Origin of the sequence: Haloplanus vescus (assembly GCF_900107665.1) — an archaeon.
GTDB classification, from domain to species: Archaea; Halobacteriota; Halobacteria; order Halobacteriales; family Haloferacaceae; genus Haloplanus; species Haloplanus vescus.
The window spans coordinates 24,201-40,702 of the sequence record NZ_FNQT01000007.1; the positions used below are offsets into that span (position 1 = coordinate 24,201).

The 16,502-nt window shown below is 57.0% G+C and carries 15 protein-coding genes; 5 read left to right on the forward strand and 10 right to left on the reverse strand.

What is annotated here, in order from left to right; all coding sequences use genetic code 11:
- Nucleotides 1–225: 225 nt before the first annotated feature.
- Nucleotides 226–1,329, forward strand: a complete 1,104-nt coding sequence (locus BLU18_RS14105; RefSeq protein WP_218124118.1) for a glycosyltransferase — start codon at nt 226–228, stop codon at nt 1,327–1,329.
- A 1-nt stretch (nt 1,330) separates the two neighbouring features.
- Here the strand turns inward: BLU18_RS14105 and BLU18_RS14110 are convergent, their stop codons facing one another.
- The 9 genes from BLU18_RS14110 to BLU18_RS14135 form a co-directional block, all read right to left on the reverse strand.
- Nucleotides 1,331–2,389 carry a glycosyltransferase family protein gene (locus BLU18_RS14110; RefSeq protein WP_092636019.1) on the reverse strand — a complete coding sequence of 353 codons (1,059 nt, stop codon included), beginning with the start codon at nt 2,387–2,389 and terminating at the stop codon, nt 1,331–1,333.
- The gene (locus tag BLU18_RS14115; RefSeq protein ID WP_176791259.1) at nt 2,389–3,264 is read right to left on the reverse strand and encodes a glycosyltransferase family 2 protein; all 876 of its coding nucleotides are present in this window, start codon (nt 3,262–3,264) and stop codon (nt 2,389–2,391) included. The genes BLU18_RS14110 and BLU18_RS14115 overlap by 1 nt, the downstream gene beginning before the upstream one ends.
- A gap of 647 nt (nt 3,265–3,911) precedes the next feature.
- Entirely contained in the window at nt 3,912–4,040 is a 129-nt protein-coding gene (locus BLU18_RS15215) for a hypothetical protein (RefSeq protein ID WP_281241044.1), read from the reverse strand.
- A 125-nt stretch (nt 4,041–4,165) separates the two neighbouring features.
- Nucleotides 4,166–5,092 carry an alkaline phosphatase family protein gene (locus tag BLU18_RS14645; protein WP_143025281.1) on the reverse strand — a complete coding sequence of 309 codons (927 nt, stop codon included), beginning with the start codon at nt 5,090–5,092 and terminating at the stop codon, nt 4,166–4,168.
- Between the two features lie 31 nt (nt 5,093–5,123).
- A complete protein-coding gene (locus tag BLU18_RS14120) occupies nt 5,124–6,464 on the reverse strand; it encodes a sulfatase-like hydrolase/transferase (protein ID WP_092636024.1) in 1,341 nt (446 codons plus the stop codon).
- Between the two features lie 8 nt (nt 6,465–6,472).
- The gene (locus BLU18_RS14125) at nt 6,473–7,849 is read right to left on the reverse strand and encodes a sulfatase-like hydrolase/transferase (protein WP_092636026.1); all 1,377 of its coding nucleotides are present in this window, start codon (nt 7,847–7,849) and stop codon (nt 6,473–6,475) included.
- A gap of 115 nt (nt 7,850–7,964) precedes the next feature.
- Nucleotides 7,965–8,360 (reverse strand): hypothetical protein, encoded by a 396-nt coding sequence (locus BLU18_RS14650; RefSeq protein WP_143025282.1) that lies wholly within the window; start codon nt 8,358–8,360, stop codon nt 7,965–7,967.
- Nucleotides 8,361–9,376: 1,016 nt separating this feature from the next.
- Nucleotides 9,377–10,021, reverse strand: coding sequence for a PHP domain-containing protein (locus tag BLU18_RS14130; RefSeq protein WP_092636028.1), 645 nt, complete (start codon nt 10,019–10,021; stop codon nt 9,377–9,379).
- Complete coding sequence (locus BLU18_RS14135; protein WP_092636092.1) at nt 10,018–10,932, reverse strand: decaprenyl-phosphate phosphoribosyltransferase; 915 nt, start codon at nt 10,930–10,932, stop codon at nt 10,018–10,020. The genes BLU18_RS14130 and BLU18_RS14135 overlap by 4 nt, the downstream gene beginning before the upstream one ends.
- Nucleotides 10,933–10,967: 35 nt before the next feature.
- Here BLU18_RS14135 and BLU18_RS14140 point away from each other — a divergent pair, with 35 nt between their 5' ends.
- Both BLU18_RS14140 and BLU18_RS14145 read left to right on the forward strand, forming a co-directional pair.
- Nucleotides 10,968–12,332, forward strand: coding sequence for a DolP-mannose mannosyltransferase (locus tag BLU18_RS14140; RefSeq protein ID WP_092636030.1), 1,365 nt, complete (start codon nt 10,968–10,970; stop codon nt 12,330–12,332).
- Nucleotides 12,329–13,321, forward strand: a complete 993-nt coding sequence (locus tag BLU18_RS14145; protein ID WP_092636032.1) for a lysylphosphatidylglycerol synthase transmembrane domain-containing protein — start codon at nt 12,329–12,331, stop codon at nt 13,319–13,321. Before BLU18_RS14140 ends, BLU18_RS14145 begins: the two co-directional genes overlap by 4 nt.
- 1 nt (nt 13,322) lies before the next feature.
- On the opposite strand, the gene BLU18_RS14150 is transcribed toward BLU18_RS14145, so the two are convergent.
- Complete coding sequence (locus BLU18_RS14150; protein ID WP_092636034.1) at nt 13,323–14,888, reverse strand: alkaline phosphatase family protein; 1,566 nt, start codon at nt 14,886–14,888, stop codon at nt 13,323–13,325.
- Nucleotides 14,889–15,218: 330 nt separating this feature from the next.
- Between BLU18_RS14150 and BLU18_RS14155 the strand changes: the two genes are divergently transcribed.
- Both BLU18_RS14155 and BLU18_RS15060 read left to right on the forward strand, forming a co-directional pair.
- Nucleotides 15,219–15,857, forward strand: coding sequence for a PHP domain-containing protein (locus BLU18_RS14155; RefSeq protein WP_092636036.1), 639 nt, complete (start codon nt 15,219–15,221; stop codon nt 15,855–15,857).
- On the forward strand, nt 15,854–16,372 hold the full coding sequence (locus BLU18_RS15060) for a lysylphosphatidylglycerol synthase domain-containing protein (protein WP_218124119.1): 519 nt from the start codon (nt 15,854–15,856) through the stop codon (nt 16,370–16,372). The genes BLU18_RS14155 and BLU18_RS15060 overlap by 4 nt, the downstream gene beginning before the upstream one ends.
- The last annotated feature ends 130 nt before the right edge of the window (nt 16,373–16,502 follow it).

A 16,502-nucleotide genomic window follows, 5' to 3' on the forward strand; every position in this document is an offset into this window, starting at 1 on the left:
GCCCTGAGAACGACGACTCGTATTTCGAGATTTGTGGTCGACCGTCCCGTGGTGTCTCACGACGAGCACAGCCAAGCACTGATATTCTTATGTGTGCTCGTCCAACGCCGACTGTGAGCACTTTGACGGGCAATCGAACCGAGTGTTCCGGATTGCTTCCGGCGACGCGAAGGGGTCGGATTCTCTATCCGGTGAGCGAATATGACGTGTATCGGGTGGCCGAGAATGTGTGAGGAGCGCGTCGCAATCGTCCACGACCGATTTCCTGGTATGGGTGGTGGCGAGACGTTCGCGGTCGAGGCCGCGCGCGTGCTTGATGCCCCCATATACACCATGTACGTCGCAGAGGGAACGGCACTCCCCGAGGACGTGACGGTGTATGCAATGCGGCAGTCGAAGTACACGAGTGGTCTCTCGGGCCAGTTGTTGGAGTGGAAGAATAGTGGCATGAATCCGTTCGAGACGACGAGCGTGGCCATTGACATGACACAGGGCGTCGACGAACTCGGCGAGTACGACGTCCTGCTGGAGAGTGCGCCCCTCTCGAAATATTACGTCCCGGACACTCATCAGCGAGTCGTCCACTACCCTCACAGTCCGCCGCGGTGGCTCTACGATCTCTTTCGGGATCGGATGGACCGAGTCGACTACCCATTCGTCGGATTCGCCGCGCGAGCGTACGCGAAACTGTGGCGTGCGCTCGACAAGGAGGCTGTCGATTACGTCGACACGTTCGTCGCCAACAGCGAGGTCATCCGAGACCGTGTCAGGCGTTACTACGACCGCGACGCAGAAGTCGTGTATCCCCCCGTTACTGGTGATTGGCGGAATGAAGGGGATGACGGGTATTTCGTCACGTGGTCGCGCCTTGATAAGGAGAAACGGATGGACTTGATTGTGGAGGCATTTCAGGGACGGGATGAACGACTGATCGTCGCGGGTGATGGGGAACAGCGGGAGAAACTCGAACGAATGGCCCGTGGCCACGACAATATCGAAATCCGGGGCTTCGTCGAGGATATCGAATCCCTCGTGGCGCGCGCTACGGCCGTGGTATACGCACCTCAACAGGAAGACTTCGGCCTCGTTGGGGCCGAGGCGTTAACGGCTGGAAAGCCGTTGCTCGGCGTAAACGAAGGGTTCACCCGGTATCAGGTTGAGGAAGGCATCACGGGCCTGCACTTCGACCCGACCGTCGACTCGCTCAAAGCGACGCTCGACGAGTTTGATTCCGCGGACTTCGACGCCAACGAGATTCAGCGCTCCGCCGAGCAGTATAGCTACGAGAATTTTGAGACGAAACTCGAGGCTATCGTCCGGGAGCGCTGACTCAGCGCAGCGACTGGTAGAGGTCAATATACTGTCTTGCCACCTGCGAGAAGTCCCGTTCCGCCCCGAACGCCCGCATCGATTCTGCCCGACCAGTAGCCTCTGCGAGCGCTGTGTCGACGGCTTCGTCGATTGACGGGTAGTGCCCGCTCTCATCGAACAGCACTAGCGGTGCGCCCCGTGCGGAAAGTGCCTGGAAGCGGTCGATAGCCCGGCAGACCACCGGGACCCCGTATGCGAAACACCAGTTCAGGATGCCACTCTGACGGATATCGTGGTAGGCGAGAACGGCGACATCGGTGGCAATAAACGCCGCGTGAAACATCTCGTCGGATAGCACGCCGGTCGTGTGGACGTTTGCTGGAGCCATCTCGACGGCATCCTGAAAATACGGTTTGTCTTCGTCCCGGAGTGGGCCTCCAGCGAGGAGGAACTTGTATTCAGGATGGCGACCAGCCAGACGCAAAAAGTCCTCCGTCCCTTTCCGAGGAGATACGTATCCGATCTGGGAGATCACGGTGTCATCAGAATTGTACCCAAAGGCCGCTCGTGCCTCTTCGGGTTCGATGTCCCGGACTTCATCCGTGTCGACTCCGTGGGGAATTCGCTGGTCCGCCACCACGTCGCGCGGCCGGAAGTCAGTCTCTGCGGCCTCAGTCATGAACACGAGGCGCGTTGCAGTAATCGCGAGCAACAGCTGCACTAACCACACGTAGGCGTACTGGACGCGACCCACTACGTCCGGGGTCCACACCTCATGAACGGTGACAACCACTGGAACGTCACGAATCCGGGCCCCGAGGAACAGTGCTGAGAAGAAGATCCACGCGTACAGCAGTTTCGGACGGAAAAACCCGTACTCGAACTGGATATGAACCACGTCGGATTCGGTAGCGTGGAGCGCTGCGCGAACGTAGTCGGTAACGCCGAGTTCCGCATAGAGTGGGATATGTGTAGCATCGATGGTGTCTGCCATCCGCGCTTGGAGCTGCGCGGCGTAGTGTCCGATTCCGCCGTGGTCCTCGGGTGGTGCGAGGATGCTGACTGTGGGGGCGTCCATTAGTCGATGACGTTGTCGGCGGTCTCTTTGTCAAAGAGTGCGCGGCCACGGGGCCCGACTGCCGTCCAGTCGATATCGATATCAAGGCGGTCTTCCATCTGCTCGGCGGTCATGTGAACGTCCCGGAGTGCTTCCTTGTATCGACCTATGTCTCGGAACTCCGGTGGCGCGTCGTACTGGGCTTTCGTAAGCGACAGCGCGTACGCGAACGGCGCGAGAATGAGGTGCGCAAGGCCACGGTGGCGCTCCAGCTGGCCGCCCTCATTGAGTGTCTCATCGAGCGCCCACTGCATATACGGAACGAAGTCAAGGCCACTCTGAAACTGGACTACGATCGTCTCGACCCCGACGCGGAACTTCTCCTTGAGAGAGCGATCGTAGCCGATAGAATGTCGGACCGGAATGTGGCTGAGACTAAGAAGTGCTTCTCTGGCAATAAGCCGCCTATAGAAGTCTCTGTCCTCGCCGTAGCCGAGGCTTCGGTACGGCACGTCCAGCACGAGTTCCCGGGGTGCCATATAAATGCCATCTCCTAGTAATAAGAAATCTGACTCCCGCCCTGCCTCAATTTGGTGGTAGAAATCGACAAATTCCGGGATGCAGTGCGTGAATTGGTCGTCTGTGTCGATGGCTGCGAGAACGTAGTCGCCCTCCGCCACCTGGAAGGAGTGATTCCGGGCTTCGCCAAGATTGTCGTTGCCCGCGTCGTATACTGTGCGGAGACTGCCGTACGCGGCTTCGAGGCGTTCGAGAATATCGACACTCCCGTCGGTGGAGCCGTCGTCGATTACGACGACCTCGAAACGTCCATCCAGTTGTTCAAGAATACTCGTGAGGGACACTGCAAGCGTCTCGGCCATATTGTAGTTGCTCACAGCGATCGTGTATTGCGGCTCCGACATGAATTGGTTCAAGAGGGGGAGTCGTAATCGGTGTTACGTTCTCACCACTTCAGGTGGTCAAGTCTCGAACTGTTCTGTTACTTGTTGGTCTCTGTGTCTACTACTGTCTCCAGGATGCTTCTTCCTTGGATGTGGCGGTACAAATCGACTCGTCTTCTTGATTATGAGACTGTCATAAAACCGGGTAGTAAAGCTCTCAAGAATAGAATAGCTGCTATAGGAACACTCAAAGCTAATCGACGAATAGCTCCTGGTGTTCAACGGTGAAACCCCGACTTACTGTTGTTGGCATCTTCCAACTGACGTGTGTTCACGGACATCGTTGAGTGTATCCTTGTACCTCTCCGACGTTATTCCAAGTAATTCCTATCTCAGGGTTGCTCGTCTAAGTAATGTAGTTAGTTCATCTCACCTTCGGACTTGACAGGACTGGCCGGGTGGTTGACGCAGATCATCTAGGTTATTCCCTTCTACCGTGATCTCCCCTAGAATGTTATTTATTCTATGTATCTCGATAATATCGTGGAAGGGGGACAGTGCTCCTTGTCCAACCCATGGGTTCGCCGTGACGCAGACAGTATCGCCAAGTTTTCGGTTGGCGAAGTTGGCAGCAATCCAGTCTAGTGAGGAATTCCATGAGAGCGTACTGTCTCGTACGCATCGAAACATTCGGTGTCGGCGACGGCCTTGAACATGTCCGCCCGGCAGGCGTCGAGTATCAGGAGGTTGTCCCAATCCTGGTCAATCACGTCTACTCCGTCACGGCCGTGGAGTGCCGCGAGCACGGGGCTGACCAATCGCCCTTGGAAACGCTCTCGCCACCAGTATCTACCGTTATAATGTTTCACTATTTCTAAAAGTGCGTATGAGGAATTCATAGGTATCCGAGATCTCGGAGTTTTTTCTCCCTGGTAGCTCCGATCTCAGTATCTGATCTGAGATCATCTATATTATATTCTCCCGTGTCTCGTCCCGATGTAATCGCCCATGGTACTTTTCGTAGAACCGGTATCGGAACTCGACTCGGATGTTCATAAATTCCGAATTCTCCGAACGCTTCACCATGGTCTGATGTTATCGCTACTTGATCAGCAGTAATTGCCTGTAGTAATGTTCTGTGTATGTGATCGATTATATATTCTAAATTATCTGAATACGCAGCAATATGGTCTGATTTAGATATCTCTCCTCTGTTTTGTAAATCAAACGCATTTTCTGCTTTTTCATTGTTTATCACCGTCCTCGGATTGAATCCGCCCTCTATTGGATTAGTCACGTACGGCCAGTGTGGCTGCATATAGTGGACGATCATGCGCTCGTAGTCCCCGGTTCGCCAGTGTTTGACCGCTTGGTTCGTCAACGGCTCTGGAGGGATTGTGCCGAGATCGTCGTCCCAGACGTAGCGCCACACCTCATCGAGGAGTGCAAGTTGATTCTCGGTCACATGGTCCTCCGAGTACGGATTGCCGGTGACGTACGCAGTGGACGCCAGCTTGTCCTTGTATTCGGTAGTGAACGTCTTATCCATCCACTCCGGAGACGCACTTCCGACGGAGGTAATCGGTTCGACAGTTTCCAACCAATCCGCATCGCCGTAGTTCTCCGAGAAGACGTCCCATCGACAGGCATCGAGTATGAGGAGCACGTCCCATTCCCGTTCCCAGATTGAATCTCCCGCCGGACCGGGTACGCGCCGTAGCGCCCCTGTCAGTAGTTCCTGTCCGGACCGTTTGGCCGCGAATCGGGGTGATTGATCACGGAACCGTGACGCGGTCTCCGCGGCCCAGTCGCTGAAACCCATAAGACCCGTTCAACGCATCCACACTTATGCTTCACTCAAGATATCCGAGGTCAGCAAGACGGTCCTCAACTGCCTGATCTGTGTCCGTCGGAACTGTACTGTGGTCCTCCTCGCGGAGTCGGTCTGGAATCTCCTTTCGGAACGCTCGCACACGGTCGCCGTAGCGGTCAACCACGTTCGACATCTCGTCCGGGTCCGCGTCAAGGTCGTATAGCTCCCGTTCCTCGCCTGCTTCGATGTACTTCCATCCCTCCCAGCGCCCAGCGACTACTGGCTCCGTATCGCTGAACGACCCAGTCGCAACGACACGACGAGAGCTCCCTTCTCCAAGGGGCTGCCCGAGGAATTCTGCCGGAGGCTCAACATTATGAGCCTCACAGATTGTCGGTGATATGTCGAGGAGTTCGCGCTGGTCTGCTACACTCTCACCGGTCGTCTCCGGTCCACGTACGAGGAGCGGGACGTGAATCAGCTCGTCGTACGGACGATTTCGGTGGAAGTAGTAGCCGTGCTCGCCGAACTCTTCACCATGATCAGCCGTGAATATAACCTGTGACTCCTCCCATCTGTCCTGTTCTCGAAGTCCATCTGTGAGCCGTCGTATCTGCTCGGATGTGTAGCGAAGTTCCGAGTCGTAGAGGTCTCGGAGGAGTTCGCGGTCTGACTCGGACAGAGACTTGGGGCTGACACCCGTCCGTGACATCAGGTCGTGTATCTCGTCGCTGGATAGGTCCTTGTCGCTGTATGCCGGATCGTCGATGTGCATACAGAATGGGCGGTGTGGATCCATGTAATGCACCCACAAGAACAGATCACCGTCTACCTCGGCGGCCATCTCCAGCGCCCGATCAGTCGTCCGCTCACCGGTCTCGTACGCTGTCGACTCGTGAATTAGTCGCGATGGGAAGATAGTCCGCTGGATTCGCTCGGCGAAATCGCGCACGCCCAGACGCTCGACTGCTGGTCGAACTGTATCCATCGTCCGACGGAATACGCGGTGGGATATCGAGCGGACTGCCTCCTCCTCGTCACTCCCCGTGACGTCGAAGTCCTCGAAGTGGTCGAACCCCGACGGACGGCCGACGCGTGTAGCGAAGTACGTATTGGAGTGGACACCGACGGTCGTCACTCCGTCGGGTAGGGCGTCTGCGACAGTCGGCCCTTCCATCGCCGGACGGTCACCGAGGTAGCGGGACGTGAGCATCGAGGGGAGCGAGATACCGGTATGGGTGCCGTTCGAGAAAGCTTGCTCGTAGCGGTTCGCATCCTCTGCCAGCAGATCATCGAGGATCGGCATCGTCTCGCGGTGGTAGCCATACTGGCCGAGGTGGTCCGCACGTAGTGCGTCAACCGTGATGAGTATCGTATCCATGTCAGCTCTCACTCCGTGTATCCCAGCGCACTGAGCGTCTGTTCCACGGACTCGGTAACCTCTGACTCGGCTGCTTGCGTGACGTTTGCTGGTGATAACGCATCAATCTCGCTCTCGATGGCCGGTGGGATTTCCGCGTCCAGACAGTAGGCGTCTCGCGGGGTGGGGACGTGTACGGACCACGATTCACTGCCGTTCTGGACGTACTTCCGGACACCGTGTGACTCGTGTGACCCGTACGCTGCGTCGATTGGATCGCCGTCCTCGAATCCGCCCGCGAAGACGGTTCGGTCGGTGACGAACGAAGGGCCATCGACATCACCGGTCGTTGCTCGCTCGATGGCGACAGGAGTATCTACGATACCGACTGGCTCGGACACAGTCCGTCCTTTAGATTGTCCTGGCTCTTTCACGACGAGGGGAACGTGTAGGAGTGGTTCGTCCACGGCGTCGCCGTGACCGATAGAGGGATGGTCGTCGATGGGACTCCGCTCGCCGAACCCCTCGCCGTGGTCTGCGGTAACGACGACGTAGGTGTTCGATAACTCTCTGTCTTCTTTGAGCGCCGTAAGTATCTGCTCGACGACGGCGTCGGCCTGCCGAATCGTCCCGTCGTAGCGGTCTTCGAGGAGTGCGAACTTCCACCGTTCGTCGTCGCCGATATTCTCCATATCGGTGCGATTTTGCGCATTCTTCCCGTCAGATGTCGCCCATCTGTCGTACTCCTCACCCGGACGGAATGGAACGTGCGTATCCATGAGATTGATACATGCTGCCCACGGACCTTTGCGATCGGTGCGCCACTGCGCAAACCGTTCGGCATACGTGAAACCACGCGAGAATACGGTGCCTTCAGGTGCGAGCCGGGGGTACCGCCACTTCAGCATCCACGAGACGCCGTTGGCGAGAGATTTGATTGGAGCGTCACTCCGGAGCGCACGGGTGAGGAATTCTACCTTGTCCAGCGACTCCTCCTCGACGAACGCCGAAGGGGACTCACCGTCCTCGTACAGATCCCTGTCGTTGAAGACGGTCTCGAAACCAGAGGAGAGCCCTGTATCGAGGTCCGTCAGATAGGGGTTGTCCGTGAACAGCCCGGTGTCGTAGCCATTGTCAGCGAGACGGGCGAACACGTTCGCTTCGCGCTCGAGTTTGTTCTCAAGGTCGTTGATCCCGTGTTCTTGGGGAAGATAGCCGGAGAAGATGCTGGCGTGGCTCGGGAGACTGCGGCCAGCAGGCGCGCGGGCCTGCGTGTACGTCGTGGCCGACGACGCGAACTCCTCTAGAAATGGGGTCGTCTCGCGGTGGTAGCCGTGGAGACTCGTGTTTCGGGCCCGAGCGCTATCCAAGATGAGAAGAAGAACGTTTGGTGGTGTGTCGATCATTTGGATTCTACTACTCTCGACCAGACAAAAATGCTTGTTTTAGATGGAGTCATCGTAGCTACCGTGTGGTGTGATTGTAGCCGGCAGAGACAAACCCATTTAGTTATTAATAGTTCTATACTCTTGAATTAATCGCACGGAACTCAGGACAAACAACGCGAGAGCCCAATAACGCCGGCTGGAGTGCCGGAATAATCTTGAACAAAAGAGCTAAGTCCGTTGCGTGCGCGAGGTAAAGAAGCCCTCGCATTGCGAAGTAGTGAATATGCACGCTCAATGCCGCCAAGATCGGTACTACGAGTTTTCCATCTTCGCGTAGAGCCTCTTCGTTAAACACAACAAGGAGTGCGGGGACAAGCGTCAGCAGTGAGTATTTTTTCACGCCGGGTGCAAAGAGCGCAAGCGTTGCGATACCCAACACGAATAGATACTTATCGACTCGATCAGACGGTATTTTGGCAACGGCGGCGGCGAAGACTGCGACCGTAGCTACACCCACGACCCGAATCACATCTGAGAATCCTCGGACGACGAATAGTGGCCGGGGCAGGCTACATAGGTTACCAAACGTCTTGTTGGCTGTCGAAATTCACGCGGATGGACGAACCGGATCCTACAGAGTGGGCCCGCTTGTGGAGGCGAATCTTTGATCGTCTGTTCCTACCGTTCGGTAAGAAGGCTGTGAGCCGCCATCGCCCCGCTAAATGGAATCAAATGCTATTTCAGTTAGGGATTAGTGACGCAGTAGTATTGGGCGCTATCGGTGCCTATACGCTCTATTCAGGCACCGTCATCGGAGCCATGCTCGTCTCATACTACTCGATGGGGGTCTGCTCCAGATCTGTCGCATCTCATTCAGCCAGGGGCGGCTTTCATCCTGCTACTGGCTATTGCTGTTATTTTCTACGCCTCGGACAGAGCCGTCGAACAGTATGATCCGGCACCTAAACAGCGGTATTAGAATTGCTATCCGTTTAATTCGACAAGAACGGGGTTGCCGCTATACTATAAGTTCTAATAGACAAACGCTGATTCCGTCGAATTATATGTTCTCAAGGGCTGAAGACAGGTATTAGGAGTAGATGGGCGCGATGCTGTCAGCGGCTAGTGTAGAGGTCCGAGATCACTAACCAACCCGTAACAAGACCTACTAACGGGAGAGCTGGCAATCTTCGCGGACTGTCGATCGCCGGTTAGCTGAGCCGATCTCTAAGTAGAGATGGGTTACCTGGCTTACGAGGCTGACAGCAGTCGCGCTTCGACTTGGTCCCAGTGCCGTAACCTCACCCACGAAACTGTAGACCGTCCCTTAATTCTCGAACATGTCAACCTCTACCTGAGATATTAGTAAGGGTCAGGGCTCCTCGGTAGAGTCGTCGGATTCCGGTGCGACAGCCATCCAGCAGACCAGCTTTACCTCCTCTTCTGCTTCGAGCTGCATCCGCCGCGTGGAGGCGTACCGTCTAGATCACTGGTCAGAACGAGGGCAGGTCGGAAACCTGACTGGGGGGCTTCGGTGGGGCCGAATCACCGACCGAGCAGTGAGAGCGCGTCGTTGAGTTTCGTCGCGACGTGGCCGGAGAGGTATCCATCCCTACCCGCGGCCGTGGACTTTCCCGACCGGATCGCTTCGAGAAGCGGCCCTTCACACCGAGTTACTGCACGGCCGACCTCCATCGGAAAGTGTGCGTCGCTTCCACCAGTTACGGGCAGGTCGTGTTCGTCGGCGAATACTTCCGCACGGGTGTTGAATCTGGTGAGCAGGCACCGTGAGTTCTTGACCTCGACACCGTCCACAGCGTCGGCAATCGCTTCCAAGTCTGCCTGGTACGTCTGTCGGAAAGAGTCGAACGGGTGTGCGAGCACTGCCACACCGCTATGGTCGTGCACGAACTGAATAGCATCCAGTGTCTCGGTTCCCACCGGAGGTGTCTCGTCGATTCCTAGGGCCAGCAGATGGCCCTGTGAAGTTGTGAGTTCGGCACCGACAATGATCTCTAACTCCGGTGGCGCGAGTGTGGCGACATCGACACCGCCCTGCACCGAATCGTGGTCAGTGACTGCGATACCGTCCAGCCCGGCTGCTACCGCACGGTCGATGATGTCCTCGGGCTCGTTCCGAGAGCACGGGGAGACTCGGGTGTGTACGTGTATGTCGTATGTTCGCGTCATCCGAGCACCCCGACGAACAACTGTCTCAAGTATATCGCTATGAGGATCGCAGCCACCCACAGCGCGAGGTTCACGATGAACGAACGATCGAACAGTATCATACGCTCTACGGTCCGCGCCTCATCGTCAAGATAGATCAGGTGATAGAATCGGAAGGTCGCGAAGTACGCGAACGGGAGGGTCAGCATCATTAACTGATTACCGCCGTTGAACGTGTACAGCGAGTAGGCCATCAGAAGGGTAGAGATAACTACCACGAGGAGCCGGTCGATGACCTGTATATCGTAACGCTCCAGACTGGTGCGCGTGTCGTCGGACTCAGGGTGTTTCAGTTCTTGATACCGCTTTCCAAGTCCGAGCAGCAGCGCCGCCAGCAGTGTGCAGACGATGAGCCACGGACTCGGTAGGCCGACGTCCGTCTGAATCGCATAGACTCCCGCGAGTGCCCTGAGAACGAATCCGATTGCGATAATCAGGATATCCACGAACAGGACATCTTTCAGGCCCAAGTTGTAGAAGACGTTGTTTAAGACGTAAGCTAACAGGATAGCGAGTACGAGGACATCCACGTAGTATCCCAGCCAAAGGCCCACAACTCCGACAAAGCCACCGAAGATGGTAGCCGTCGGAATCGAGACCGTACCACTAGCGATAGGCCGGTTGCGTTTCTCGGGATGCTTACGATCCTGTTCCACGTCGCTGATATCGTTGAACACGTACACGGCTCCCGCGACCATTGAGAAGGCGCTGACGGTTAGGAGGGACTGGACGACAGCACTGACATCGAATAGGCGCCCAGAGAACGTAACACCCAACAGCACCATACTCTGTTTGTACCACTGCCACGGCCGCATCTCCCAGAGAAGTCCCTTAGCCTGCGACGCAATGCCCCCCGTTTCACTCTGATACATCAGTATTAAGTTGGGGAACTGCCTCCGCACACATAATGTTGACCGGTCGGGGTCTCCGAGGGCTAAAACGGGGGCTGAGCGACGACCCATGGCGACTAGCCCTCATCGCGGCGACGATTTCGGTGTTCGCTATATCGATGGTTCGGACGGCTCTGTTTTCGCCGACACTCATCAACTACGACGGTGCGTTCTACGCTCACGCCGGCTGGTATACGACAAAAGGAGCAATCCCGTACGTCACGTTCTGGGACGTGAAGCCACCGCTGGTGTTCGAGTGGACGGCGTTGCTCGCGTTCTTCGCGTTCGACAATATGTTATTATTGCACGCGTACCACGTCGCGACCACAAGCGCTGTCGCGGCAGGTTCGGTGCTCCTCGTCGGTTACCTGACGACGGAGTTGACCGAGAGCAGCCTCGCAGGGTTCTGTGCTGGTGCCGTGTTGCTAGCCTATCCTGGTTTCCACTACCTAGCAGCCCACGGCTTCCGGCCGAAATACTTCACCCTGTTCTTCGGGCTGGCAGCCCTCTACCTCCATTACTCGGGACAGTCGCTGGCGAGCGGAGTAGCCGCCGCAGCCGCGGCAGGATTCTGGCAGTTCGGAGCCGTCTTCCCGGTAGTCGTGCTCGGATTGGAGTACCAACGGACGCGAACCGTACCGGTACGGGCCCTGACCGGGATGGCAGCGACCACGCTCGTCGTCGTCACACCGTTCGTTTTCTGGGGGGCCATCGAGCCGATGTTCGTTGAGGTCGTCGTTGCCCCGTTCCTGCTCTCAGAGACCTTTGAGCCGTTCGTTCGACTGTGGAAAGGCTTTCGCTTCCTAGGGTACCTCATCCCGATAGTGTTAATCGGGGCGGCCGGTATCGTCGGAACCCTGCGAAACGAGTTTGACACACGGTGGTGGGTGTTCGTCGTTGGCACGTGGTACGGGCTTCAGATATTCTACTTCGATTTGGATGGTTTCCCAGACCTGTTCCTCGGTGTCGCTATCGTCGGTATCGGGTTCGGGCTCATCGTCGCCGAAGTCTCTCTGCCGACCCAGCGTGGCATCGTTGCTGTGGTGGTGACTGTCTTATTCATCAGCGGCGTATTCCTCGGTGGGATTGGCCTCGTCGCAGAGCCGCTTACTACGACAGAAGACGGAGTAACGTACGGTGATAAGTCGGTGGCGACCGACGCATTAGGCGACGTGGGAAAATGGCTTTTCGGCCCAGTTGGCTCGGGCAGCGAGGCCGAGAGCGCAGCAGGAGCGGGCCCAACGAACCTGTACGACCCTCCCGACGCCCGGAGCCTGTACTGGAATCAGCATCGACCATGCCACTACTTTATTGGGACTATGGGTGCTAATTGGATCAAACAAACTGACGGTCGCTACGTTGAGATGTCCTGCTACGAATGAGCAGGCGTATTAAAATCGGCAAAATAGCTCTCCGATACGGCTTCACGCTAATCGTCGTCGGAATCGCATTTTATTATCTGATCCAGGAATTCGACATTCAGAGCGCGTTTGACACGTTACGCCGTGCCGACCCGTTGCTGTTCGCGGCGGCGATGCTGGCGTTCTACGTCTCGTTTCCCCTCCGCACCGAAAGATGGCGCTGGTTCCTCTCGGCCATCGACGTGGAAGCAGGACGACTCTCGGCGAACCTCATCCTCCTCGTCGGTTACTACCTGAACACACTCGTTCCAGCTAAACTGGGGGACATCTACCGGAGTTACTTGGCAGCGGGCCGCTACGACGATCGGGTGTCCAGTATCGCAGGAACGATTGCCGCTGAGCGAATCATCGACCTGTGCCTCTTGGCGGTCGGGCTCGTCTTCGCCTTGCCCATCGTCTTGACGCGGCGAACCGAATTCGTATCACGCGTGACGACCTGGGCAGTCGTGTTGCTGGTCGTTGTCGGAGTCGGGACCGTAGCTCTGCTCCGGTTCGATGTCATTCCACTTCCGGAGCGTATGAACTCGGCAGTCACGAGTTTCCGTCGTGGCCTCAGAGCGGCTAGCGGGCGTTCGCTCGGTGATCGCGTCTCCATCATGGCTCTCAGCGTCTCCGTGTGGAGCACGAACATCATCAGAACGGCGCTCGTCGCTGCCGCACTCGGCATTAACCTCTCGTTAGCCGAAATCACGCTCTTAGCGCTGCTAGTCGCCTTCTTATCGGGACTCCCGTGGGTGCCGGCGGGCATCGGTCTCGTTGAAGTGATCAGCACGAGCGTTCTCCTGAGCCTTGGTCTGTCGGCCGAAAGTGCACTTGCGTTGATACTGCTCGACAGAACAATCACGGTCGTCACGCTCGTCCTGCTTGGGACGCCGATATACGTGCTCGTTCTTCACTTCGACCAGTCGAAGCTGTCGGGAACCGTGGTGGCCGATGAGAAAACTCAGTAGTTCAGTTCGCGTACCCGAGACTCTCTAGTTGGGACCGCAGTTCTTCACGTTCCTCGTCGGTTATGTCGTCACCGCGACGCTCGAACTCAAGATCGAACTCTCTGAACGTTGGTTCGGAAGCCTCTTCGAACAGTTCTAACACGTCGCCGTCGAGACACGTCGGTATGTCTTCTGACATCGCGTACATCAACGTCGGAAGAACGTCCTCGAGCGACGGTTCGGAAAGTGCAGCGTCGGCATCGATACCTGACCCGGTCGCGAAGAACACACCCTTCTGCTTGTGCTCTGCATCGCGACCGATTATATGATCGGTGAGGACCTGGTCCGTAGCGAGAGCGAACCCGCGGGCGGTAAGGTAGCGGTAATCGGGTGTCTCGATCATGAGGTCCGGCGCAAGGTCGATGGCGTCACCATCGAAATGCTCGGACGCACGGTGGACATTGGCGATGATGTATTCGCCGTCGACAGTGTAGTCGAGCAGCCCTTCTACGAGTGCATCGGTCCGATTGTCGTCCTCCACGAAAATCTGTCCGTAGTTCCCTCGGGAGAAGCAGGCACTACGGTCGGTATCGATGTCGTGTGTCCCGATCAACAACGCGTTTCGGAGCCCGGACAGCAGTTTTGCCTTCGATGACTCGTCGTCGAAACCGACGGACATCAGCCGCTCTCCCAGGCCTAGTAACGAAGCGACCCGATACGCGTTCAGCATATTGAGGCCCGCCTTTGAGAGCGTGTCGCGCATCTTCGTGCCGAGGCCGCTCTTCAGTTCGAGGAAGCCGAGGTCACGGAGGACGTTGTTGAGGAACAGCGTCTTGTCCACCGGACCGAACCCGTGGTCGCTGAGTATGATGAGCAGGTACTCCTCATCCATCGCCTCCAATCGCTGGCGAGTCTCTCGTAGTACGCGATCAGCTTCTTGATAGATATCGTGCAGTTCCGGGTCGTCCCACGCGACGTGGGCGATGTCGTCGGTCTGTTTGAACACAGTGACCAGGAGGTCCCACTCTTTCTCGTCGAGTGCGTGGTTGTGAAACCGTTCGATGGCGTCGAACTGTCTGAACTGGTCTTCGATGAAATCCTCGCGGTTCGTGCCGTCGAAGTGTACCTTCGCGTGCATCTCACCTGGATCGACTGGGGACGTCTCTTCCAGTTCGGGGGGCCAGAATGACTGCTCGCGATGCGGTGTAGGGTAGCCACTCACCGCGAACCCGTCGAACTCGTCAACGGGGTAGGTCACGGGCATCCCGACAACACCGACGCGTTTGCCGACGGCGTTGAGATAGTCCCACATCGCCGGGGCTTGTCGCGTGTTCGACGTCGTGAGATCGAACTCCGCGGAGTCGGGTGCCGAACGAGAGATGAAGTCGTACACCCCGTGCTTTCCTGGGTTCACCCCAGTGAGAAACGAGCTCCACGCCATCGCCGATATCGGAATCACCGTTGAGTCCAGTTGCGAGTAGAGTCCGTCCCCGCGGAGATCTTCGAAGCCGGGCATCTTCCCCTCTGACTCAAGTCGGTCGAGCAACGTCGGCTCAACGCCATCGAATCCTAGTACGACCGTCTTCATTTGTCTGTCTGGAGAGTAAGAGTCTATATAATCCTTGTTACGCACTTCTCCTCGCAAACATCGGTAGTCCCCATCACGTCAGGCAGTAGTCATGATAGCCGTGATTAGATTCTCAGAGAACGCCCCGCTCGTTTTTTCAGGGGCGACCCGTCCGTGACTCAAGAAACATAGATGCCATACAGACACTTGATATCGGCGTGTGAAATAGATTGGTGCGAAATAATGCTAGAGTCTGCCGATTACTGTCAGGGGTGCGGATAACTCCTAGCTCCGGCCCGAACCTATCGCTGTCCTCTATAACGTGCCGGAGGTAGCGTTGGAGGCCATCAAATGAGGCGCTACGATCTGCAGGTACACACCGACGCGTCCCCCTGTTCCAGAGCCGCACCGGAAGAGATAGTTACTGCTGCCATCGAAGCGGGCCTCGATGGCGTCGCGATTACCAATCACGATACGCTTGACGGCTACGCGGAAGTGGTTGCTCAGGCTCCTGAACGACTGGATATAATTCCCGGTGTCGAAGTGACGACGACGCAAGGACATATGCTCGCTCTCGGTGTGTCGACGGTCCCGCCGCAAGCCGACCCCTGTGCCGTTATCGACCACATTCACGAGCAGGGTGGTGTCGCTGTTCTCTCACATCCGTTTGATACCTTCCGCGAGTCCTACATTGATTCACTTGACGAGATCGGCGATAAGGTGGACGCCGTCGAGGTGACGAATTCCCGGTGTATTCTCCCACGCTTCAATCGACGCGCTCGGGAGTTTGCTGACCGTCGTGGACTCTCCGTCACTGGTGGAAGCGATGCACACTTCGCGATGGAAGTGGGACGCGCTGTCACCGAGTGTAGTGGCCCGGTTCTCGACGCGATTCAAGCGGACGAGACGCAGGCTGGCGGTCGGGGTGGTTATCTGTCCGGTCATGTCGCGACGAAATTGAACGACGCACTCGCAGTACTGAACGTATGACCGGCTATCTCGCCGCTATCCGGCGTGCGGTTCGGTCACACGGCCTCTGGCTGACCGCGCTCCTGACAGTTGCGGTGTTTCTGGGGCTGTTCGCGTTCGGACAAGCGGCCGCAGTCGCAGACGCAATCGCCTCGCTCCACCCGTGGCGGATAGGTGCCGTCTTCGGACTCGTGGCTATGAGCTACGCTATCAGGTTCTTGAAATGGGAGTTCTATCTTCGAACGCTCGGAATTGACGTCCCACCCCGCCGGAGCTTCGTCGTCTTCGTCAGTGGACTTATGATGGTCGTAACCCCCGGCAAGGCAGGCGTGGTGTGGAAGGCGTGGTTCCTGCGAGATCTGGAGAGCATCCCGGTCAGCCGTACTGCACCCATTGTCGGAGCGGAACGCGTCACCGATTTGTTAGCGCTCGCCACGTTTGCGCTCCTCGGGCTAGTCGTGTTCCAGCAATCGTCCACAGCTGTCGTCGTCGTGACGGCAGTATTCGTCTCTGGGCTAGTACTTCTTCAGTGGTAGACGTTAGCACTCCACCTTCTGCAGGCCTTGGAGCGGATACCGGTTATCAGTGATTATGCCGACGAGCTAGAGGAGTTCTACCAGAATGCGTACACGCCCTTCCGTCCTCAACCACTCGTCGCAGCAATGA

Bases quoted from the DNA above. Each gene is read 5' to 3' on its own strand.
- BLU18_RS14135 (WP_092636092.1), bottom strand. From the start codon at position 10,932: ATGTATCAGAGTGAAACGGGGGGCATTGCGTCGCAGGCTAAGGGACTT.
- BLU18_RS14110 (WP_092636019.1), bottom strand. From the start codon at position 2,389: ATGGACGCCCCCACAGTCAGCATCCTCGCACCACCCGAGGACCACGGC.
- BLU18_RS14120 (WP_092636024.1), bottom strand. From the start codon at position 6,464: ATGGATACGATACTCATCACGGTTGACGCACTACGTGCGGACCACCTC.
- BLU18_RS14105 (WP_218124118.1), top strand. From the start codon at position 226: ATGTGTGAGGAGCGCGTCGCAATCGTCCACGACCGATTTCCTGGTATG.
- BLU18_RS14150 (WP_092636034.1), bottom strand. From the start codon at position 14,888: ATGAAGACGGTCGTACTAGGATTCGATGGCGTTGAGCCGACGTTGCTC.
- BLU18_RS14125 (WP_092636026.1), bottom strand. From the start codon at position 7,849: ATGATCGACACACCACCAAACGTTCTTCTTCTCATCTTGGATAGCGCT.
- BLU18_RS14140 (WP_092636030.1), top strand. From the start codon at position 10,968: ATGTTGACCGGTCGGGGTCTCCGAGGGCTAAAACGGGGGCTGAGCGAC.
- BLU18_RS14130 (WP_092636028.1), bottom strand. From the start codon at position 10,021: ATGACGCGAACATACGACATACACGTACACACCCGAGTCTCCCCGTGC.
- BLU18_RS14155 (WP_092636036.1), top strand. From the start codon at position 15,219: ATGAGGCGCTACGATCTGCAGGTACACACCGACGCGTCCCCCTGTTCC.
- BLU18_RS14145 (WP_092636032.1), top strand. From the start codon at position 12,329: ATGAGCAGGCGTATTAAAATCGGCAAAATAGCTCTCCGATACGGCTTC.
- BLU18_RS15060 (WP_218124119.1), top strand. From the start codon at position 15,854: ATGACCGGCTATCTCGCCGCTATCCGGCGTGCGGTTCGGTCACACGGC.
- BLU18_RS14645 (WP_143025281.1), bottom strand. From the start codon at position 5,092: ATGGGTTTCAGCGACTGGGCCGCGGAGACCGCGTCACGGTTCCGTGAT.